The 21,180-nt window shown below is 72.9% G+C and carries 17 protein-coding genes and 1 pseudogene; 4 read left to right on the forward strand and 14 right to left on the reverse strand.

The genetic code is table 11. The features are described 5' to 3' along the window. Window positions 1-31 precede the first annotated feature (31 nt). The 5 genes from ACZ5NJ_RS33645 to rimP form a co-directional block, all read right to left on the reverse strand. Window positions 32-325 (reverse strand): DUF503 domain-containing protein, encoded by a 294-nt coding sequence (locus ACZ5NJ_RS33645; RefSeq protein ID WP_030227569.1) that lies wholly within the window; start codon window positions 323-325, stop codon window positions 32-34. 159 nt (window positions 326-484) lie between these two features. Further along, window positions 485-3,565, reverse strand: a complete 3,081-nt coding sequence (gene infB / locus ACZ5NJ_RS33650) for a translation initiation factor IF-2 (RefSeq protein ID WP_468770023.1) — start codon at window positions 3,563-3,565, stop codon at window positions 485-487. Window positions 3,566-3,714: 149 nt separating this feature from the next. After that, window positions 3,715-4,002 (reverse strand): YlxR family protein, encoded by a 288-nt coding sequence (locus ACZ5NJ_RS33655; RefSeq protein WP_468770025.1) that lies wholly within the window; start codon window positions 4,000-4,002, stop codon window positions 3,715-3,717. Between the two features lie 163 nt (window positions 4,003-4,165). Continuing rightward, window positions 4,166-5,170, reverse strand: a complete 1,005-nt coding sequence (gene nusA, locus ACZ5NJ_RS33660) for a transcription termination factor NusA (protein WP_468770028.1) — start codon at window positions 5,168-5,170, stop codon at window positions 4,166-4,168. Window positions 5,171-5,172: 2 nt separating this feature from the next. Next, window positions 5,173-5,685 carry a ribosome maturation factor RimP gene (rimP, locus tag ACZ5NJ_RS33665; RefSeq protein ID WP_468770030.1) on the reverse strand — a complete coding sequence of 171 codons (513 nt, stop codon included), beginning with the start codon at window positions 5,683-5,685 and terminating at the stop codon, window positions 5,173-5,175. Window positions 5,686-5,887: 202 nt separating this feature from the next. Here rimP and ACZ5NJ_RS33670 point away from each other — a divergent pair, with 202 nt between their 5' ends. The 4 genes and pseudogenes from ACZ5NJ_RS33670 to ACZ5NJ_RS33685 all read left to right on the forward strand — a co-directional run. Continuing rightward, entirely contained in the window at window positions 5,888-6,418 is a 531-nt protein-coding gene (locus ACZ5NJ_RS33670; protein WP_468770032.1) for a hypothetical protein, read from the forward strand. Continuing rightward, complete coding sequence (locus tag ACZ5NJ_RS33675) at window positions 6,415-6,885, forward strand: ferritin-like domain-containing protein (RefSeq protein ID WP_395513432.1); 471 nt, start codon at window positions 6,415-6,417, stop codon at window positions 6,883-6,885. Before ACZ5NJ_RS33670 ends, ACZ5NJ_RS33675 begins: the two co-directional genes overlap by 4 nt. 16 nt (window positions 6,886-6,901) lie before the next feature. Further along, window positions 6,902-7,804 carry an aminoglycoside phosphotransferase family protein gene (locus tag ACZ5NJ_RS33680; RefSeq protein ID WP_468770034.1) on the forward strand — a complete coding sequence of 301 codons (903 nt, stop codon included), beginning with the start codon at window positions 6,902-6,904 and terminating at the stop codon, window positions 7,802-7,804. 42 nt (window positions 7,805-7,846) lie between these two features. Continuing rightward, window positions 7,847-8,737: pseudogene (locus ACZ5NJ_RS33685) on the forward strand (slipin family protein); the annotation flags it as partial. Window positions 8,738-8,756: 19 nt separating this feature from the next. Here the strand turns inward: ACZ5NJ_RS33685 and ACZ5NJ_RS33690 are convergent. From ACZ5NJ_RS33690 to ACZ5NJ_RS33730, 9 genes are all read right to left on the reverse strand, one after another. After that, window positions 8,757-10,454, reverse strand: a complete 1,698-nt coding sequence (locus ACZ5NJ_RS33690; protein WP_468770036.1) for a proline--tRNA ligase — start codon at window positions 10,452-10,454, stop codon at window positions 8,757-8,759. Between the two features lie 42 nt (window positions 10,455-10,496). Further along, on the reverse strand, window positions 10,497-11,069 hold the full coding sequence (locus tag ACZ5NJ_RS33695) for a GNAT family N-acetyltransferase (protein ID WP_468770038.1): 573 nt from the start codon (window positions 11,067-11,069) through the stop codon (window positions 10,497-10,499). Between the two features lie 110 nt (window positions 11,070-11,179). Beyond that, entirely contained in the window at window positions 11,180-12,025 is an 846-nt protein-coding gene (locus ACZ5NJ_RS33700) for a GNAT family N-acetyltransferase (protein ID WP_468770040.1), read from the reverse strand. A 161-nt stretch (window positions 12,026-12,186) separates the two neighbouring features. After that, on the reverse strand, window positions 12,187-13,344 hold the full coding sequence (gene ispG, locus ACZ5NJ_RS33705) for a flavodoxin-dependent (E)-4-hydroxy-3-methylbut-2-enyl-diphosphate synthase (protein WP_045947680.1): 1,158 nt from the start codon (window positions 13,342-13,344) through the stop codon (window positions 12,187-12,189). A 175-nt stretch (window positions 13,345-13,519) separates the two neighbouring features. Further along, a complete protein-coding gene (locus tag ACZ5NJ_RS33710) occupies window positions 13,520-14,821 on the reverse strand; it encodes a M50 family metallopeptidase (protein ID WP_468770042.1) in 1,302 nt (433 codons plus the stop codon). After that, window positions 14,818-16,071: a 1-deoxy-D-xylulose-5-phosphate reductoisomerase gene (gene dxr / locus ACZ5NJ_RS33715; RefSeq protein ID WP_468770044.1), complete on the reverse strand. Its 1,254-nt coding sequence runs from the start codon at window positions 16,069-16,071 to the stop codon at window positions 14,818-14,820. The genes ACZ5NJ_RS33710 and dxr overlap by 4 nt, the downstream gene beginning before the upstream one ends. A gap of 21 nt (window positions 16,072-16,092) precedes the next feature. Next, window positions 16,093-17,403 carry a hypothetical protein gene (locus ACZ5NJ_RS33720; RefSeq protein ID WP_468770046.1) on the reverse strand — a complete coding sequence of 437 codons (1,311 nt, stop codon included), beginning with the start codon at window positions 17,401-17,403 and terminating at the stop codon, window positions 16,093-16,095. A 67-nt stretch (window positions 17,404-17,470) separates the two neighbouring features. Beyond that, window positions 17,471-19,420: an acyl-CoA dehydrogenase family protein gene (locus tag ACZ5NJ_RS33725; protein WP_468770048.1), complete on the reverse strand. Its 1,950-nt coding sequence runs from the start codon at window positions 19,418-19,420 to the stop codon at window positions 17,471-17,473. 155 nt (window positions 19,421-19,575) lie between these two features. Continuing rightward, window positions 19,576-21,021 carry an aldehyde dehydrogenase family protein gene (locus tag ACZ5NJ_RS33730; RefSeq protein ID WP_468770050.1) on the reverse strand — a complete coding sequence of 482 codons (1,446 nt, stop codon included), beginning with the start codon at window positions 21,019-21,021 and terminating at the stop codon, window positions 19,576-19,578. Window positions 21,022-21,180 lie beyond the last annotated feature (159 nt).

Genomic DNA, 21,180 nt, shown 5'->3' on the forward strand with positions numbered 1-21,180 from the left:
GTCCGTCTCCTTCTTCCTTGCAGACAAGCAATCAGTCTTCATCACCGTGGAACCGCCGCCTGACGGACAGCAGCTCCACTTCCGGACGCGCCGCGACCAGCCGCTCACAGCGGTCCAGCACGTCCGATACGAACCCCGCGTCCCCGCTCACCAGGGCCACCCCTATGCGGGCCCTGCGGTGCAGGTCCTGGTCGCCCACCTCGGCCGCGCTCACGGAGAACTTGCGTTGGAGCTCGGCGACGATGGGCCGGACGACGGAGCGTTTCTCCTTCAACGAGTGGACGTCGCCGAGGAGCAGATCGAAGGACAGAGTCCCCACGTACATGCAGTTCCGGATATCCCGCCGGTGCGGGTTCGGTGGCCTGCCGGCCGTCGCTCGGCAGGGTCACCAGAACCGTACACGCAACGGCCGGGGCCGATCGACGGATATTCCGCCGACCGGCCCCGGGTACCGCGTTACGACACGGTGCGAACCGCCTCGCGCTTACGCGCGGGGCTTCTCGCGCATCTCGTACGTCGCGATGACGTCGTCGATCTTGATGTCGTTGAAGGAGCCGAGGTTGATACCGCCCTCGAAGCCTTCGCGGATCTCGGTGACGTCGTCCTTGAAGCGGCGCAGACCGGAGATGGTGAGGTTCTCGGCGATGACCTTGCCATCGCGCAGGAGCCGCGCCTTGGTGTTGCGCTTGACCTCGCCCGAGCGGACCAGGACACCGGCGATGTTGCCCAGCTTGGACGAGCGGAAGATCTCGCGGATCTCCGCCGTACCGAGCTCGACCTCTTCGTACTCCGGCTTGAGCAGACCCTTCAGGGCCGCCTCGATCTCCTCGATGGCCTGGTAGATCACCGAGTAGTACCGGACGTCGACGCCCTCGCGGTCCGCCATCTGCGCGGCACGGCCGGCCGCACGGACGTTGTAACCGATGACGATGGCGTCGGAGCCCATGGCCAGCGAGATGTCGGACTCGGTGACCGCACCCACACCACGGTGCAGGACGCGGATGTCGACCTCTTCACCGACGTCGAGCTGGAGCAGCGAGGACTCCAGGGCCTCGACCGCACCGGACGCGTCGCCCTTGATGATGAGGTTGAGTTCCTGGACCAGACCGGCCTTGAGCACGGAGTCGAGGTCCTCGAGGGACACGCGACGGACGCGCTTGGCGAAGTTGGCGTTGCGCTCGCGCGCAGCACGCTTCTCGGCGATCTGGCGGGCGGTGCGGTCCTCGTCGACGACGAGGAAGTTGTCGCCGGCGCCGGGGACGTTGGTGAGACCCAGGACCAGGACGGGGGTCGACGGACCCGCTTCCTCGACGTTGTTGCCCTTGTCGTCGAGCATGGCGCGCACACGGCCGTAGGCGTCGCCCACGACCATCGTGTCGCCGACGCGGAGGGTACCGCGCTGGACGAGGACGGTGGCGACGGCACCGCGGCCACGGTCGAGGTGGGACTCGATCGCAATACCCTGAGCGTCCTGCTCGGGGTTGGCGCGCAGGTCGAGCGAGGCGTCGGCGGTGAGGACGACGGCCTCCAGCAGGGAGTCGATGTGCAGACCCTGCTTGGCGGAGATGTCGACGAACATCGTGTCGCCGCCGTACTCCTCGGCCACCAGGCCGAACTCGGTCAGCTGACCGCGGACCTTGACCGGGTCGGCACCCTCGACGTCGATCTTGTTGACCGCGACGACGATCGGGACGCCGGCGGCCTTGGCGTGGTTGAGCGCCTCGATCGTCTGCGGCATGACGCCGTCGTTGGCCGCGACCACGAGGATCGCGATGTCGGTCGACTTCGCACCACGGGCACGCATGGCGGTGAACGCCTCGTGACCCGGGGTGTCGATGAAGGTGATCTTGCGGTCTTCGTCGTTGACCTGGGTGGTGACCTGGTAGGCACCGATGTGCTGGGTGATGCCACCGGCCTCGCCCGCGACGACGTTCGTCTTGCGGATGGCGTCGAGGAGGCGGGTCTTACCGTGGTCGACGTGACCCATGACGGTCACGACCGGCGGACGCGGCAGCAGGAACTCCTCGCCGCCCTCGTCCTCGCCGAACTCGATGTCGAAGCCCTCCAGGAGCTCGCGGTCCTCCTCCTCCGGGCTGACGATCTGAACCGTGTAGTTCATCTCGCCGGCGAGGAGCTGGAGGGTCTCGTCGGAGACGGACTGCGTGGCAGTGACCATCTCGCCGAGGTTCATCATGACCGCGACCAGCGACGCCGGGTTGGCGTTGATCTTCTCCGCGAAGTCGGTGAGGGACGCACCGCGCGACAGGCGAACGGTCTCGCCGTTGCCGCGGGGCAGCATCACGCCGCCCACGGACGGGGCCTGCATGGCCTCGTACTCCTGGCGCCTCTGACGCTTCGACTTGCGACCGCGACGGGCGGGCCCGCCGGGACGGCCGAACGCACCCTGCGTGCCACCACGGGCACCCGGGCCGCCGGGACGACCACCGAAGCCGGGACGACCGCCGCCACCGGCGCCGGCCGGGCCGCCGCCGAAGCCGCCGCCACCCGGACGCGGGCCGCCGAAGCCGCCGCCGGCCGGACGCGAGCCCGGACCGGCCGGACGGCCGGCGAAGCCGCCGCCGCCGGGACGACCGGGACCGCCCGGACGGCCTGCGCCACCCGGACCGGGGCGGGGGCCGCCGCCGGGACGGGGACCGGGGCCACCGGCAGCGGGACGCTGCGGCATCATGCCGGGGTTCGGACGGTTGCCACCGGGAGCGCCGCCGGGACGCGGAGCGCCGCCCTGCGGACGGGGCATGCCGCCCGGGGTCGGACGGGCGCCGCCGGGACCCTGCGGACGCGGGGCGCCGCCGGGGCCGGCCTGCGGACGCGGGGCACCCTGGCTGCCGGCGCCGGGGGCACCGGGACGCGGGGCGCCGGCCGGACGGGGCGCCTGCGGGCGCGCCATGCCGGTGGAGCCGCCGGACGTGAACGGGTTGTTGCCCGGACGGGGACCGGCCGGACGGGCGCCCTGCGGACGCGGAGCCGGAGCACCGGGACGCGGGGCCTGGGCACCGGGGGTGGCACCGGCCGGACGCGGCGCGCCGGGACGGGCACCCTGACCCTGGCCGGCCGGGCGCTGCTGCGCCGGACGCGGGCCGGGGGAGGCGGCGGGACGCGCCGGAGCGGCCGGGGCCGCCGGGGGCGCGGAGAACTCGGTCGCCACGGGAGCCGCCGGAGCGGGCTTCGGGGCGGCCGGGGCCTTGGGGCCGGGACGCGGGCCGGAAGCGGCCGGAGTCACCGGGGCGGGAGCCGCCGGGGCCTCGGCAGCGGCCGGCTTGGGGGCCGGTGCGCCGGGCTTGGGGGCAGGACGTGCCGCGGTCGCCGGGGAGGGCGCCGCGGGCTTGGCGGGCGCGGCCTTGCGGGGCGCGCCGGGCTTCGCAGCGGACTTGCCGGCGTTGCCACCGGGCCCCTGCAGTGCGTCAGTCAACTTGCGTACAACCGGCGCCTCGATCGTCGAGGACGCCGAACGGACGAATTCACCGAGTTCTTGGAGCTTGGCCATGACGACCTTGCTCTCCACTCCGAACTCCTTGGCGAGTTCGTATACCCGGACCTTAGCCACTTCGCTCCTTTTAGGTCCGGGTTACGCCGGACCGTCGCTACTTCATGGGCGTACTCATCGCGTACTCATCGAGTGCTCATCGCAATCTCGACCTACTTCCAACTCGCGAGGTACCTGACCGCACGGGGGTATCCGTGCCGTACTTCTTCTTACGGTGTTGCCACGGCCTGGACTGCCAGGGCCGTGCGCAGTCCCTCCGTGTCGAGCGGTCCAGCGGACCGGAGGGCCCGGGGGAACGCTCGGCGGCGGACCGCCTGGTCGAGGCAGACCACGGCAGGGTGCACGTACGCACCCCGGCCGGGCAGCGTACCGCGAGGATCAGGGACGCATGCGTCCCCGACCGCCACGATGCGCAGCAGATCGCTCTTGGCCGCTCGCTCCCGGCACCCCACACAGGTGCGTTCGGGGCATGCGCGGGCTTGCGTCCGGCCAGACACGCCTAAGTCTACCTCCCCGCACCGACCTCACCCCTTCAGGTGAAAAATCGAACGGATGTCGTTGTGATCCTTGCGGGTCCCTCGCGGACGAGGGACCCCCTGTCTACCGGCCGGAAACGGTCGGCCGGTAGCCATTTATTCCCGCCGGAAGCGCTGTTTCCGGTCAGTCCCGGTCGGCGTCCTCGTCGGGCGCCGGCTCGGTGTCGGGCCGGATGTCGATGCGCCAGCCGGTGAGCCGGGCGGCGAGGCGGGCGTTCTGGCCCTCCTTGCCGATGGCCAGCGACAGCTGGTAGTCGGGGACGGTCACCCGAGCGGAGCGCGAGTCCCAGTCGACGACCTCGACCTTGCTCACCCGGGCGGGTGACAGGGCGTTCGCCACCATCTCCGCCGGGTCGTCCGACCAGTCGACGATGTCGATCTTCTCGCCGTGCAGCTCGGCCATCACGTTGCGCACGCGGCTGCCCATCGGGCCGATGCAGGCGCCCTTCGGGTTCAGGCCCGAACGGGTGGACCGGACCGCGATCTTGGTGCGGTGGCCGGCCTCGCGGGCGATCGCGGAGATCTCGACGCTGCCGTCGGCGATCTCCGGGACCTCCAGGGCGAAGAGCTTCTTCACCAGGTTCGGGTGGGTGCGCGACAGGGTCACGGACGGACCGCGGACGCCCTTCGCCACGCGCACGACGTACGCCTTCAGGCGCAGCCCGTGCGGGTACTCCTCACCGGGGACCTGCTCCTGCACCGGCAGGATGGCCTCCAGCTTGCCGATGTCGACCAGGACGTTCTTGGGGTCCTTGCCCTGCTGGACGACACCGGTGATGACGTCGCCCTCGCGGCCGGCGAACTCGCCGAAGGTCAGGTCGTCCTCGGCGTCGCGCAGACGCTGGAGGATCACCTGCTTGGCGGTCGTCGCGGCGATCCGGCCGAAGTCCGACGGGGTGTCGTCGAACTCCTTGGGCTCCTGCCCCTCCTCGAGATCGCGCGGGTCCTCGGTCGCCCACACGACCACGTGGCCGTTGGTGCGGTCCAGCACCACCCGGGCGCGGCGGAAGCTGCCCTCGGTGCGGTGGTACGCGATGAGGAGGGCCGACTCGATCGCCTCGACGAGCAGGTCGAAGGAGATCTCCTTCTCCCGGACCAGACCCCGCAGGGCACTCATGTCGATGTCCACGGCTACGCCTCCTCTTCCTTCTTGTCCTTGCGGTTGAACTCGATCTCGACACGCGCCTTGGCGATGTCGGTGAACGCGATGCGGCGGGCGGTCGCCTTGCGGCCCTTCACGCCCGGGATTTCGAGGTCCATGCCCTCGTCGTCGACACCGAGGATGCGGGCGACCAGTTCCCCGGCACCCTTCTCACCCTCGGCGGACAGCTGGAACTTCACGAGACGGCCGGTGGCCCGCACGAAGTGGCGGTGCTCGCTGAGCGGGCGGTCCGCGCCCGGGGAGCTGACTTCGAGGACGTACTCGTCCTCGCCCATCACGTCGGACGCGTCGAGCGCGTCGGAGACCTCACGGCTCAGCTCGGCGCACGCGTCCAGTTCCACGCCCTCGTCGGAATCCACGACGATCCTCAGCATCCGGCGCCTGCCCGCCTTGGAAAGCTCGATCTCTTCGAGGTCCAGGCCCTTGGCGGCGACGAGCGGCTCCAGCAGTCCGCGCAGCCTGTCGCTCTGGGTGGTGCTCATCCGGGTGACTCCTCGGCCGCGTGTGCTGTTGTGGTTTTCCGTCGCGTGTCAGGTCAAAGGGTATCCGGTCGCGGAGGGTGTTGCCGTCCGCGCCGCCGGGCGGGCCCCCGGGTACCGTGATCACACCTTGCCCCGCCACCACCCCGAGGACGGCACCGTGCCCTGGACCTTGCCTTCGAGGCCCTCGCCCTCACGCAGGAGCGTGCTCGCCGGAGCCGCCGCGGCAGCCGCCGGCTCCGCGCTGGTCAGCGGGTGTTCCGGCGGGGGCGGCCCGTCCGCCGGGGACGGCGCGGTTTCACTCGAACGGCGGATGCGGGAGGGTGCCGCGCGGGACAGCGGGCGGCTGCTGGAACGTTACGACGCCACGGTGGCCGTCCATCCGGACCTTGCCGGCCGGCTCGCGCCGCTGCGCGAGGCGGTCGCCGCCCACACCAGGGCCCTCGCCCTCGCCACCCCCCAGGCCGGCCCGGCGCGCTCCCCCGCGGCCTCCCCCTCCGGATCCCCCTCGCCCTCACCCTCCCCCAGCGCCCCGGCGGCCGGGCGGGCGGAGGTCCCGGCGAAGCCCGCCGAGGCCCTGAGCGCGCTCGCGGACGCCGAGCGGAGCCTGTCCGAGGCCCGGACCATCGCCCTGGCGGGCGCCCCGGGCGAGCTCGCCCGGATGCTGGCCTCGGTGGCGGCCTGCGGTGCCGTCCACGCCTACCTGCTGACCTCCAACCCGGGAGCCGCCTCGTGAACCCCGCCGTGAAGCCCTCCCCCGCCCCCGGCGGCCGCGCCCTGGACGCCGCCCAGGCGGCGCTCGCCGCCGAGCACGCGGCGGCGTACGGGTACGGGGTCATCGGCGCCCGGATCGATCCCGCCCGGGCGACCGAGGCCCGGGAGGCGTACGGCCACCACCTCTCGCGCCGGGACCGGCTCACCCGGACGGTGCGGGAGCTGGGCGGCGCGCCCCGGCCGTCGGAGGCGGCGTACGCCCTGCCGTTCGAGGTGCGCTCCCCGGACGACGCCGAGCGGCTGGCCGCCGACATCGAGGACCGGGTGGCGGGCGCCTACTCGGACCTCGTCCGGGCGGCGGACGGCCAGTTGCGCCGCGACGCGGCTGACGCGCTGAGCGCGGCGGCCGTGCGCGCGGCACGCTGGCGCGGTGTCGGCGTAGCCTTCCCTGGGCTCACCGAACGCTCGGAGGGGGCCCGTACCAGCTGAAAGGGACCACGCACGCATGGCTTTCGAACCGCCCCAGCGTCTCGTACGGGCGCTCGGAGAGCTGCCGCGGACCGCGCAGGACACGCAGTGGCTGGAGCGGCTGCCCGAGCTCGCCAAGGAGGCGCTGGAGCGGCGGGACGTGGTGGCCCAGCGGGCCCTGGCGCCGGGCGGCCGCAGCAGCCTGGTGATCCTGGTCCGCTACACCGACGGCACCCCGGCCGCCCTGAAGCTGGCGCCCCCGGGGGCCCGTCCCGGCCATGAGCTGGCGGCGCTCGCCCACTGGGGCGGCTTCGGCGCGGTACGGGTCCTGGACTCGCGCCACCACGAGGACGACGGCGCCCTCCTGCTGGAGCGGCTGCAGGCGGACGTCTCCCTGCGCTCGCTCCCGGAGGCCAAGGCCCTGCTGGAGGCCTGCGGGACGCTCCGCCGCCTCTGGGTGCGCCCGCCGGCCGGCCACCCCTTCGAAACGGTGGCGGAACGCACGTCCGCGCAGGCCGAGGCCCTGCGCTCGGCGCCCGCGGAGGCCCGGGCCCTCGCCGACAGCGCCCTGGCCCTCCTCCCGCAGCTGACGGCCCATCCGCCGGAGGAACTCCTGCTGCACGGGAACTTCCGGCAGGGCAAGGTACTGGCGGGCGAGCGGGCGCCGTGGCTGACGGTGGGCCCGGACCCGCTGGTCGGCGAGCGGGCGTACGACCTGGCCCGGCTGGTGCGCGACCGCCTGGAGGACCAGATGGCCTCGTCGACGGGGGCGTCGGGGGCGCGGCGGAGGGTGAACAAACTGGCCGACTCCCTGGAGGTGGACCGGGAGCGGCTGCGCGGCTGGACGGTGTTCCGGGCGGTGGAGTCCGGGGTCCGGGCGCTGGCCGCCGGGCGGCGGCGGGACGCGGAGCTGCTGCTGGAGTTCGCGGCCTGGCTGTAGGGCATACCGTAGTAAAAGGTGTATGTCCGGCAGGGGGCCGTCATGGTCGAGGAACTGCTGACAGCGGGGATGGCCGCCGCCGCGGCTGTCGCGGTCTACCTGGGCGCCGCCGCGCGCGTGGTGAAGCAGTACGAGCGGGGCGTGGTCTTCCGCTTCGGCCGGCTGCGCGAGGGGGTCCGCCCGCCCGGCTTCACGATGATCCTCCCGGTGGCGGACCGCCTGCACAAGGTGAACCTCCAGATCGTCACCCTGCCCGTCCCGGCGCAGGAGGGCATCACCCGGGACAATGTCACGGTCCGCGTGGACGCCGTCGTCTACTTCAAGGTGGTCGACCCGGCGAGCGCGATCGTCGCCGTGGAGGACTACCGCTTCGCCGTCTCGCAGATGGCCCAGACCTCGCTGCGGTCGATCATAGGCAAGAGCGACCTGGACGACCTCCTGTCCAACCGCGAGAAGCTGAACCAGGGCCTGGAGCTGATGATCGACAGCCCGGCGATGGGCTGGGGCGTCCAGATCGACCGCGTGGAGATCAAGGACGTCTCCCTCCCGGAGACGATGAAGCGGTCGATGGCGCGGCAGGCGGAGGCGGACCGCGAGCGCCGCGCCCGCGTGATCAACGCGGACGCGGAGCTCCAGGCCTCGCACAAGCTGGCCGAAGCGGCGGCGGTGATGTCGGACCAGCCGGCGGCGCTCCAGCTGCGGCTGCTCCAGACGGTGATCGCGGTCGCGGCGGAGAAGAACTCCACCCTCGTCCTCCCCTTCCCGGTGGAACTCCTCCGCTTCCTGGAACGGGCGACACCTGCCGGGGAATCCCCGCCCCCTCCGGCCCCGCCGGACGAAGCGGCCCGACTCCCCGAGCCACCCCGGGACGGGGCTCCCCCGCCCCTGCCGGACCTCCCGACGGCCCCACCGCCGCCCGACCCCCCAGCGGGCTAGCCACCGCCACCGCCGCCTACACCAGCCGCCCCAGCGCCTCCTCCAGCGACAGCTCCGCCCGCTCCCCCGTCCGCCGGTCCTGGAGTTCGACCACGCCGTCCGCGGCCCGGCGGCCCGCCACCAGGATCCACGGCACGCCGATCAGCTCCGCGTCCGTGAGCTTGACCCCCGGCGAGATCCCGGCCCGGTCGTCCAGCAGGACCCGCTTCCCCGCGGCCGCCAGGGCCTCCGCGGCCCGCTCGGCCAGCGCCAGCGGGACGGCCTTGCCGGCCGCCACCACGTGGACGTCCGCCGGGGCCACCTCCGCCGGCCAGCACAGCCCGCGCTCGTCGGCCGTCTGCTCGGCCAGCGCCGCCACCGCCCGGGAGACGCCGATGCCGTACGAGCCCATCGTGACCCGCACCGGCTTGCCCTGCGGGCCGAGGACGTCCAGCCCGAAGGCGTCCGCGTACTTCCGCCCCAGCTGGAAGATGTGCCCGATCTCGATCGCCCGGTCCAGCCGCAGCCCCGCCCCGCAACGCGGACAGGGGTCGCCGGGCTCCACCACGACCACGTCCAGGTACCGGTCCACCTCGAAGTCGCGCCCGCAGACCACGTTCCGCGCGTGCGTGTCGGCCTTGTTGGCCCCGGTCACCCAGGCGGTCCCCGGTGCCACCCGGGGGTCGGCCAGGTAGGGCACCTTCTCCAGCCCCTGCGGGCCCACGTAGCCGCGCACCAGATCGGGCCGCCCCGCGAAGTCCTCGGCCGTCACCAGCTCCACCACCGCCGGGGCCAGGTGCTCCCCGAGCTTGCCCAGGTCGACCTCCCGGTCCCCCGGCACGCCCACCGCCGTGATCTCGCCGTCGACCTTCACCAGGAGGTTCTTCAACGTCGCCGAAGCGGGCACGCCCAGGTGCGCGGCCAGGGTCTCGATCGTGGGCGTGTCCGGCGTCGGAATCTCCTCCATGGCCCCGTGCGCGGCACCGGGCACGGGGGCGGGGACGAAGACGACCGCCTCCGTGTTCGCCGCGTAGTCACAGGACGGGCAGTCCACGAACGTGTCCTCGCCCGCCGCGGCCGGCGCCAGGAACTCCTCCGACGCCGAGCCGCCCATCGCTCCCGACACGGCCGACACGATCCGGTGGTCGAGCCCGAGCCGCTCGAAGATCCGTACGTACGCCTCGCGGTGGAGCCGGTAGGACTCGGCCAGCCCCTCCTCCGTCACGTCGAACGAATACGAGTCCTTCATCTGGAACTCGCGCCCGCGCAGCACCCCGGACCGGGGCCGGGCCTCGTCGCGGTACTTGGTCTGGATCTGGTACAGCATCACGGGCAGGTCCTTGTAGGACGTGCACTGGTCCTTGACCACGAGGGTGAAGATCTCCTCGTGGGTGGGTCCGAGCAGGTAGTCCGCGCCCTTGCGGTCCTTGAGCCGGAACAGCAGGTCCCCGTACTCCGACCAGCGGCCGCTGACCTCGTACGGCTCCCTGGGCAGCAGCGCCGGCAGCAGCACCTCCTGGGCGCCGATCGCGTCCATCTCCTCGCGGACGATGCGCGAGACGCTGTCGAGGACCTTCTTGCCGAGCGGCAGCCAGGTCCACACACCGGCGGAGCTGCGCCGGACGTAACCGGCGCGGACGAGGAGCCGGTGGCTGAGGGTCTCGGCGTCGGCCGGGTCCTCGCGGAGGGTCTTGGCCATGAGGCGGGACATGCGCTGCACGTGTTGCGTCGACATGCGGCGAGGCTATCCGGCACGGCCGCGGCCCCGGTACCGAATTCAGCCCCGCAGCAGCGGCAGCGGCGCGCCCATGACCGCGTACGGCAGGCTCGCGCTCGGGAACTGGACCTTGCGGGCCAGGTCCCGGTAGCCGAGGGCCGCGTAGAGGCCGCGGGCCGGGCTGTCGGTGTCGATGGCGGAGAGGATCGAGCGCGGCTCGGCGGCGCTGTCGGTGATCCGCGTGATGAGGGCGCGGCCGACGCCGCGGCCCTGGAAGCCGGGGTGGACGTGCAGTTCGGTGATCACGAAGGAGTCGTCGAGCCAGTGCTCCGAGCCGGTGGCCCGCAGGTGGGGTTCGACGATGGTGGACCACCAGTGGGCCCGGTCGTTGGGCATCCCGTACACGAAGCCGGCGAGGGCCCCGTCGTCGGTGAAGGCGCCGAGGGCGCGGGCGCCACGGCAGGTCATGTGGCGCTGGACGATGTAGCGCCGGATGCCGATCTCCTCCTCGCTGAGCCCGAAGGCCACGGCCTGCACGCGCAGGGCTTCGTCCACGCGGCCGGCGAGGTCGAGGTGCCCGATGCGCAGTCCAGCGGGCCGTGCGGGGTCGTCGCCCCCGGGGGTAGGCAGCATGCGGCCGACCTTACTTCGGGGTAGGGCCGCTCCGGTACGGCTTCACGGACGAATCCGGCCGCGCGGCCCCGTGCGTAGCCACAGCCTCCGGGCCCCACGCCTCCCCCACGTCAGAACAGCACGCTCATGAAGGCCCCCACCTCGCGGAACCCCACCCGCCGGTAGGCGGCCCGCGCGGCGGTGTTGAAGTCGTTGACGTAGAGGCTGACCACCGGGGCCACGTCCCTGAGCGCGAACTCCACCACGGCCGCCATGCCGGTCTCGGAGTGCCCGCGGCCGCGGAACTCGGGGGCCACCCAGACGCCCTGGATCTGGCAGGCCCGGGCGGTGGCGGCGCCGATCTCGGCCTTGAAGACGACCTTGCCGTTCTCCACTCGGGCGAAGGAGCGCCCGCTGCCGACGAGCTCGGCGACCCGGGCCTGGTAGAGCAGGCCGCCGTCCCCGGCCAGGGGGGAGATGCCGACCTCCTCGGTGAACATGGCCACGCAGGCGGGCATGATCAGGTCCATCTCGTCCTTGCGGATCCGGCGGACGAGCGGGTCGGGCGCGATCTCTGCGGAGGGCGTTTCCGTGGCCATGAGCGGCTGGTGGGAGCGGACGTCGCGGGCGGGGCCCCAGCTGGGTTCCAGGAGCTGCCACAGCAGCCGGGTGGCGGCGGCGGGGCCGACGATGGAGGAGCAGCGCCGGCCGGTGCGGCGGGCCCGGTCGGCGAAGGCGCGGACGGCGTCGGGGCCGGCGCAGACGGGGACCAGGTTGGCGCCCGCGTAGCACAGGGAGCGGAGCTCGCCGTCGGCGTACCAGCCCCACATCTCGCCGCCCAGGCGCCAGGGGTCGAGTCCGGCGACCTGCACGCGGGAGGTGACGAAGGCGTTCTCGACCGGCTCGCGTCCGAGGATGGCGAGCGCGGCGTCCAGATCACTGGGTTCAAGGACCCGGGTGGTGGTCTGCGTCAACACTGGGGCCTCACCGTGCAGGTCTGCTGATCTCCGCACTGTACCCGCCGGGGCGCGGGGATGCCGCGTCGCTCAGGTCACGAAAAGGCCCCCGGCCCCCGTTCCCCCTGCTGGGAGGGGGAACGGGGGCCGGGGGCGCGGTCGTGCGGGCCGGGCGGCCCGGGTCAGACGCCGATGGCGACGCTGGGCTCGCCGGAGGCGACGCCGTCCTTCTCCATCTGCTCGGCGATCTTCAGGGCCTCTTCGATGAGGGTCTCCACGATCTTGGACTCGGGGACGGTCTTGATGACCTCGCCCTTGACGAAGATCTGGCCCTTGCCGTTGCCGGAGGCGACGCCGAGGTCGGCCTCGCGGGCCTCGCCGGGGCCGTTGACGACGCAGCCCATGACGGCGACGCGCAGCGGCACGGTCATGCCGTCCAGGCCGGCCGTGACCTCCTCGGCCAGCTTGTAGACGTCGACCTGGGCGCGGCCGCAGGAGGGGCAGGAGACGATCTCCAGGCGGCGCTGGCGGAGGTTGAGCGACTCCAGGATCTGGATGCCGACCTTGATCTCCTCGGCCGGGGGCGCGGAGAGGGAGACGCGGATGGTGTCGCCGATGCCCTGGGAGAGCAGGGCGCCGAAGGCCACGGCGGACTTGATGGTGCCCTGGAAGGCGGGGCCGGCCTCGGTGACGCCGAGGTGCAGCGGGTAGTCGCACTGGGCGGCGAGCTGGCGGTAGGCCTCGACCATGACGACAGGGTCGTTGTGCTTGACCGAGATCTTGATGTCGCGGAAGTCGTGCTCCTCGAAGAGGGAGGCCTCCCAGAGCGCGGACTCGACGAGCGCCTCGGGGGTGGCCTTGCCGTACTTCTTGAGCAGCCGGGCGTCGAGGGAGCCCGCGTTGACGCCGATGCGGATCGGGGTGCCCGCGTCGCCGGCGGCCTTCGCGATCTCCTTGACCTTGTCGTCGAACTGCTTGATGTTGCCCGGGTTGACGCGGACGGCGGCGCAGCCGGCGTCGATCGCGGCGAACACGTACTTGGGCTGGAAGTGGATGTCGGCGATGACCGGGATCTGCGACTTCTTGGCGATCACGGCGAGCGCGTCGGCGTCGTCCTGCGTGGGGCAGGCGACGCGGACGATCTGGCAGCCGGAGGCGGTCAGCTCGGCGATCTGCTGGAGCGTCGCGCCGATGTCGGAGGTCCGGGTGGTGGTCATCGACTGCACCGAGACGGGTGCGTCGCCTCCGACGGCCACGGAGCCGACCTGGATCTTGCGGCTGACCCGGCGGTCGGCAAGCTTCGTCGGCACGGACGGCATTCCGAGAGAGATGGCAGTCATCTGCTGTGCAACCCCAAGGTGTGGATCGAGGTCCCGAGATCGGCGGGCTCCGACCTTTGAGGTTACGCCAATGCGCGCGTGCTCCCCGCATCCGAGGGGCGGCGCCACCCGAACGCGGGGAGCCGGGCACGGTGGGTGCCCGGCTCCGGAGTGCGCGGCGGTACGGCCCGTTCCGCTAGTTGATCTTGATGGGGTTGACCACGTCCGCGACGAGGACCAGCAGGGTGAAGCAGACGAAGACGCCCGCGACCACGTACGCGGCGGGCATCAGCTTCGCCACGTCGAACGGGCCCGGGTCGGCGCGCCGGAAGACCTTGGCCACGGTGCGCCGGACGGACTCCCACAGGGCGCCGGCGATGTGGCCGCCGTCGAGCGGGAGCAGCGGGAGCATGTTGAACAGGAACAGCGACAGGTTGAACCCGGCCAGCAGGTTGAGGAAGAACACCAGCTGGTACTGGGCGGGGATGTCGAGGTTGAAGATCTGGCTGCTCACGCGCGCGGCGCCGACGACGCCCATGGGGCTGTCCTGCTTGCGCTCGGCCCCGTTGAAGGCGGCGTTCCACAGGTCCGGGACCTTGCCGGGGAGGTCGACGAGGGACTGGACGCCGGCCTCCATCATCTCGCCCATGCGCTCCACGGACTGGCCGAAGGTCTGCGGGACGTAGCCGACGGCGGGGGCGAAGCCGAGGAAGCCGGCGGTGACGTACTGGTCCTTGACGTAGCGGCCGGCGGCGTCGGTCTTGGCGACCTTGTTCTCGATCAGGTTGGCGTGCAGGTCGAGGCGCTTGCCGGCCCGCTCGACGGTGATGGTGGCGGGGCCGGTGGTGGCGCGGATGTCCTTCTGGAGGACGGACCAGTCGTCGACCGGGCGCCCGTTGAAGGCGACGATCTTGTCCTGCGCCTGGAGTCCGGCGGCCTTGGCCGGCGCGGCCGGGTCGCCGGCGGCGCACTTGTCGCGCTTCTCGCTCTGCTGGATGACGCAGTCGGAGACCGAGCTGACGACGGTGGTCTGGGTGTTCAGCCCGAAGGTCATCAGGGTGGTGAGGAAGATCGCCACGGCCAGGACCAGGTTCATGAACGGTCCGGCGAACATCACGATGACGCGCTTCCAGGGCCGTCGGGTGTAGAAGAGCCGGCTCTCGTCGCCGGGCTGGAGCTCCTCGTACGCGGCCGAGCGGGCGTCCTCGATCATCGACCGGAACGGCGAGGTCGAGCGGGCGGTGACCCGGCCGTCGTCGCCGGGCGGGAACATCCCGATCATGCGGATGTAGCCGCCCATCGGGATGGCCTTGATGCCGTACTCGGTCTCGCCCTTCCTGCGCGACCAGACGGTCGGCCCGAAGCCGACCATGTACTGCGGCACCCGGATGCCGAACAGCTTGGCCGTGGAGAGGTGGCCGAGCTCGTGCCAGGCGATGGAGACCAGCAGGCCGAACGCGAAGAGCACGACCCCGAGTACCGTCATCAAAGCCGTCATGCGCCCGCCTCCACGGCGGCCCGCGCCGCCATCTCCCGTGCCCGGGCCCTGGCCCAGGTCTCCGCTTCGAGGACGTCCTGGACGGTGAGGGAAGTTCCCGTCCGCGGCGTCCCGTGCTCATCGACCACTGCGGAGACCGTATCCATGATTGCTGTGAACGGCAGCCGGCCGGCGAGGAAGGCCTCGACGCACTCCTCGTTCGCGGCGTTGAAGACGGCGGGGGCGGTGCCGCCCAGGGTGCCCACGTGCCGGGCGAGGCCGACGGAGGGGAAGGCCTCGGTGTCCAGGGGGAAGAACTCCCAGGTGGAGGCCTTGGTCCAGTCGAAGGCGGGGGCCGCGTCGGGGACCCGCTGGGGCCATCCGAGGCCGATCGCGATGGGGCCGCGCATGTCCGGCGGGGTGGCCTGGGCGAGGGTGGAGCCGTCCGAGAACTCGACCATGGAGTGCACGTACGACTGGGGGTGGACGACGACCTCGATGCGCTCGAAGGGGATGTCGTAGAGCAGGTGCGCCTCGATGACCTCCAGCCCCTTGTTGACCAGCGTCGCCGAGTTGACCGTGATCACCGGGCCCATGGCCCAGGTCGGGTGCGCGAGGGCGTCCTGGACGGTGACCTCCGCCAGCTGCGCGCGGGTGCGGCCGCGGAAGGGGCCGCCGGAGGCGGTGACGACCAGCTTGCGGACGTCGGCGCGGGTGCCGGCGGCGAGGGCCTGGAAGAGGGCCGCGTGCTCGGAGTCCACGGGGATGATCTGGCCCGGCGCGGCCAGGGCCTTGACCAGCGGGCCGCCGACGATCAGCGACTCCTTGTTGGCCAGGGCGAGGGTCCGGCCGGCGCGGAGCGCGGCGAGCGTGGGCGCCAGGCCGATGGAGCCGGTGATGCCGTTGAGGACGGTGTGGCAGGGCGAGGCGGCGAGGTCGGCCGCGGCGTCGGGCCCGGCGAGGATCTCGGGCAGCGGCTCGGAGGGCCCGTACGCGGCGCTCAGCGCCTCCTTCAGGGCCGGTACGGCGTCCTCGCGGGCGACGGCCACGGTCTTCACCCGCAGCGTGCGGGCCTGCTCCGCCAGCAGGCCGGTGCGGCCGCCCGCGGCGGACAGGGCGGTGACCCGGAAGCGGTCCGGGTTGCGCAGGGCGAGGTCGATGGCCTGGGTGCCGATGGACCCGGTGGACCCGAGGATGACGATGTCCCGGCGGCCGGCCGCGGCGTCGAAGAGGAGGTGCGGGTCGGCGAGGGGGGCTGGACTGTCGCTCATGCCCCCCATTGTTGCCGCTCCTCAGGGGCGCTTGGACACGGAGTCCCCGTCCGTGACCCGGGCGAGGAGTTCGGGGAGGGTGCCGGCGAAGTCGGGCAGGGCGCGGGCCGCGCGCCACCAGGCCTCCGCGTCGTCGCCGAGGGCCGCGGCGAAGAGCCGGTCGGCCTCGGCGCGGGCGGCGAGCACGGCGGCGGGCCGGTCGTGGCGGTCGGGGTGGCCGATGTAGCCGAGCCACTGGTCCTCGTCGAGGGCCCAGCAGGCGGGGACCTTGTGCCGGACGACGTCGGCGCCGGTGAGCAGGGAGCGGTCCAGGCAGTCGCGGACCCAGCGGACGTCCTCGGCGGCGGTGTCCATCGGTACGGCGAGGCTCACCAGGGCCAGCTCGCGCTCCCAGGCTCCGGCCGGATCGGCGGGGGCGGTCTCCGGGGCGAGGTGGCGTACGGCGCGGGCCAGGGCCGGGTCGTGCCGTACGGCGCCGGGCGCGGCCGGGGCGCCCGCGGCGAGCGCGTCCGCCAGGTCGGGCAGGGTGCCGGGGAAGCCGGCGGCGCGGCGGGGCAGCTCGGCCCACAGCCGGGGGTCCTCGCCGAGCGGGGCGCGCAGGGCGCGGTGCACGGCGGACTGCATCTCGGCCTGCTCGGGCAGGGTCCAGCGCAGGCCGCGGGTGACGGGCAGGTGCCCCAGGAGCAGGGTGTGGGCGGCCGGGGCCACGTGGGTGACGAGCTCGTCGCAGGTCAGCAGGCCCATGCGGACGGCGCGGACGGCGGGCCGGTGCCAGTGGCGCCCGTACGGCCGCCCCGCGCGCGCGTCGAGCAGGGCGAGGCACTCCGTCCGGGTGAGGGCGCCGGCCAACAGCAGCGCCTCGACGGCGCCGGGCGGCAGGGGGTCGCGGGCGTGTTCCCGCAGCAGCTGCTCCGGGTCGAGGTGGTGCGGCATGCGCAGCAGGGTGAGCGGGACGCGGGGGCGGCGGGCGTGGCGGCGCAGCAGGGCGGTCAGCTCGCCGGTGGTGAAGGGGCCGGGGCCCACCGCGGCCAGCAGTTCGGGCGAGGGGCCGGGCCGGGCGGCGTAGCTGGCGGGGCCGGGCAGGCCGGGCAGGGGGCGGCCGACGACGTGGGGGTTGCGGGCGACGTAGTGGCGGTCGGCGTCGGTGCCGTGGCGCAGCAGCAGGGTGACGGCCGCGGCGGGCAGCCACTGGTCGCGGCACAGGTAGGTGCGGACGGGCGGGTCGAGGCGGTCGAGGAGGGCGGCGACGACGTGGTGCGGTGCGTGGCGCAGCAGGTGCGCCACGCACCGGGCCAGCGCCCGGCTGGCCCGGTCCTCGTCGGCCGTCGGCATCGTCCTCGTCCGCCTCGCGCTCGCCCCTTGCCCGCACATCTGTCCGAACACTGCCGATGATGGCAGGTCAGCGCAGCGGACGGTGAACGTTTTTCCTCGTGGACGGGCCGGGGGAGGCGTCGGCGATCCAGGGGCCGTCGCCGGAGGGGTCGAGGACGCCCTCCTCCAGCCAGGTGTAGGTGCCGGAGAGGACGCCCTGGACGACCTTGTGGTCCAGGTCGTCGGTGTTGGCCCACAGCCGCCCGAAGAGCTCCTCGACGCGCAGCCGGGACTGGCGGCAGAAGGCGTCGGCGAGCTGGTACGCCTCGCGGCCGTGGTCGCCGGTGGCGCGCATGTGCTCGGCGCGCACGCAGGCCGCGCTCATCGCGAAGAGCTCGGCGCCGATGTCGACGATCCGCCCGAGGAAGCCCTGTTTGGTCTCCATGCGGCCCTGCCAGCGGGCCATGGCCATGAACATCGCGCGGGCGAGTTTGCGGGCGCCGCGCTCGACGTAGCGCAGGTGGGTGGCGAGGTCGGGGTGGCCGGCCGGGTGGAACTCGCGGTAGGTACCGGGCAGCTGGCCGGGGCCGGCGGCGAGTTTGGGCAGCCAGCGGGCGTAGAAGCCGGCCGCGCGGGCGCCCGCCTTGGCCTTGTCGCCGAGGTCCTTGTCGGGGTCGATGAGATCGCCCGCGACGGAGAGGTGGGCGTCGACGGCCTCGCGGGCGATCAGCAGGTGCATGATCTCGGTGGAGCCCTCGAAGATCCGGTTGATGCGCAGGTCGCGCAGGAGCTGCTCGGCGGGGACGGCCCGTTCGCCGCGGGCGGCGAGGGACTCGGCGGTCTCGAAGCCGCGGCCGCCGCGGATCTGGACCAGCTCGTCGGCCATCAGGCAGGCCATCTCCGAGCCGTAGAGCTTGGCGAGGGCGGCCTCGATCCGGATGTCGTTGCGGTCCTCGTCGGCCATCTGGGAGGCGAGGTCCACCACGGCCTCCAGGGCGAAGGTGGTGGCCGCGATGAAGGAGATCTTGGCGCCGACGGCCTCGTGCCGGGCGACCGGGCGGCCCCACTGCTCGCGGACCCCGGACCACTCGCGGGCGATCTTCAGGCACCACTTGCCGGCGCCGACGCACATCGCGGGCAGGGACAGCCGCCCGGTGTTGAGCGTGGTCAGCGCGATCTTGAGGCCGGCGCCCTCGGGGCCGATCCGCTGGGAGGCGGGGACGCGGACCCGGTGGAAGCGGGTGACGCCGTTCTCCAGGCCGCGCAGGCCCATGAAGGCGTTGCGGTGCTCGACGGTGATCCCCGGCGAGTCGGCCTCGACGACGAAGGCGGTGATCCCGCCCCGGTGGCCCTCCCGCTTCGGCACCCGGGCCATCACCACGAGCAGGTCGGCGACCACCCCGTTGGTGGTCCACAGCTTCACCCCGTCGAGGAGGTAGGAGTCGGGGTCCTCGGGGTCCGGGACGGCGGTGGTGGCCAGGCGCGCCGGGTCGGAGCCGACGTCGGGCTCGGTGAGCAGGAAGGCGCTGATCGCGGTGGTGGCGCAGCGGGGCAGGTAGGCGTCCTTCTGCTCCTTGGTGCCGAACATCTTCAGCGGCTGGGGCACGCCGATGGACTGGTGGGCGGAGAGCAGGGCGCCGATGGCCGGGCTGACGGAGCCGACGAGGGCGAGCGCCTTGTTGTAGTACACCTGGGTCAGGCCCAGGCCCCCGTACTCGGGGCTGATCTTCATGCCGAGGGCGCCGAGCTCCTTGAGCCCGCGCACGGTCTCGTCGGGGATGCGGGCCTCGCGCTCGATGCGCTGCCCGTCGATCTCGTTCTCGCAGAACACCCGCAGCCGGGCGAGGAAGGCCTCGCCGCGCCGGACGTCCTCGTCGGCGGGGAGCGGGTGGGGGTGGATCAGGTCGAGGCGGAAGCGGCCGAGGAAGAGCTCCTTGGCGAAGCTGGGTTTGCGCCAGTCCTGTTCCCGGGCCGCTTCCGCGACCTGCCGTGCCTCGCGCTCGGTCACCTTGGGCTGTACGGGCTGTGTTGCCGACATCCGGGTCCTCACCTCGCCGCATCGGGGGCTGCCGATCGGTTGCCTGTGAGTCGTACCCGTTTCGGGCGCCGGGGATTCGGGGGGCGCGGCAAAAGGGGGACGGCCGGGCCCCCGCACAGTAGGCCCGGCCGTCGGTCTGTGACCGTACGAGTCGGTCAGATGTCGAGGCCCGTGAGGACCAGGACGCGCTCGTACGTGTAGTCGTCCATCGCGTAGCGGACGCCCTCGCGGCCCACGCCGGACTGCTTGACGCCGCCGTACGGCATCTGGTCGGCCCGGTAGGAGGGGGCGTCGCCGATGATCACGCCGCCGACCTCCAGCTCGCGGTGGGCGCGGAAGGCGACCTGGACGTCGCGGGTGAAGACGCCGGTCTGCAGGCCGAACTTCGAGTCGTTGACGGCGGCGAAGGCCTCGTCGGTGTTCTCGACCCGGGTGATGGTCAGGACCGGGCCGAAGACCTCCTCGGTGGCCAGCTTGACGCCGGCCGGGACCTCGGCGAGGACGGTCGGCTCGACGGTGGCGCCGTCGCGCCTGCCGCCGGTGAGCAGCTTGGCGCCGGCGGAGACGGCCTCGTCCACCCAGGACTCGACGCGCTTGGCGGCGTCCTCGGAGACCAGCGGGCCGACGTCGGTGGCGTCGTCCGCGGGGTCGCCGGTGACCTGGGCCTGGACCTTCGCGACGACCTTCTCGACGAGGCGGTCGTAGACGGAGGCGTCGGCGATCACGCGCTGCACGGAGATGCAGGACTGGCCGGCCTGGTAGTTCGAGAAGGTCGCGATACGGGTCGCGGCCCAGTCGAGGTCGGCGTCGGAGGACCAGTCGGCGAGGACCACGGCCGCGGCGTTGCCGCCGAGCTCCAGCGTGCAGTGCTTGTGGGGCACCGACTGCTGGATGGCGTAGCCGACGGTGTCGGAGCCGGTGAAGGAGATGACCGGGAGGCGGTCGTCCTTGACCAGGGCCGGCATCTTGTCGTTGGCGACCGGCAGGACCGACCAGGAGCCGGCCGGGAGGTCGGTCTCGGCGAGCAGCTCGCCGAGGATCAGACCGGAGAGCGGGGTGGCCGGGGCCGGCTTCAGGATGATCGGCGCGCCGACGGCGATGGCGGGGGCCACCTTGTGGGCGCACAGGTTCAGCGGGAAGTTGAACGGCGCGATGCCGAGGACCGGGCCCTTGACGAAGCGGCGGGTCAGGGCCAGGCGGCCGACGCCACCGGCGTCGGTGTCCAGGCGCTGGGCGTCTCCGCCGTTGAAGCGGCGGGCCTCTTCGGCGGCGAAGCGGAACACGGACACCGCACGGCCGACCTCGCCGCGCGCCCACTTGATCGGCTTGCCGTTCTCGGCGGAGATCAGCTGGGCGATCTCCTCGGTGCGCTCGCTGAGCCGCTTGGACACGTGGTCCAAGGCGGCGGCCCGTACGTGGGCGGGGGTCGCGGAGAACTCCGCCGTCACGGCGTACGCCGCGGCCACGGCCTCTTCCACCTGGGCGTCGGTGGGCACGCTGACGGTGCCGACGAGCCGGCCGTCCCACGGGTTGTGGACGTCGAAGCTGTCCTCGCCGGTGGCCTGGCGGCCGGCGAGCCAGAAGGCGTGGGTGGAAGTCATGCGAATCCCGGCCCTTCGGTGTGTGCGGTGGTCTTGTCTCCACCAAGGTAGGACGCCGGGGGTGCTTCGCGGTTTATCCGCGTTGGAGAACCTCCCGGCGAAGCCGCGCCGCTTTGTCACTGTCACCCCGCTGCCGATCCGGCCTCACGGGGGCGGGCC

This window comes from Streptomyces sp. NPDC032091 (assembly GCF_055580265.1).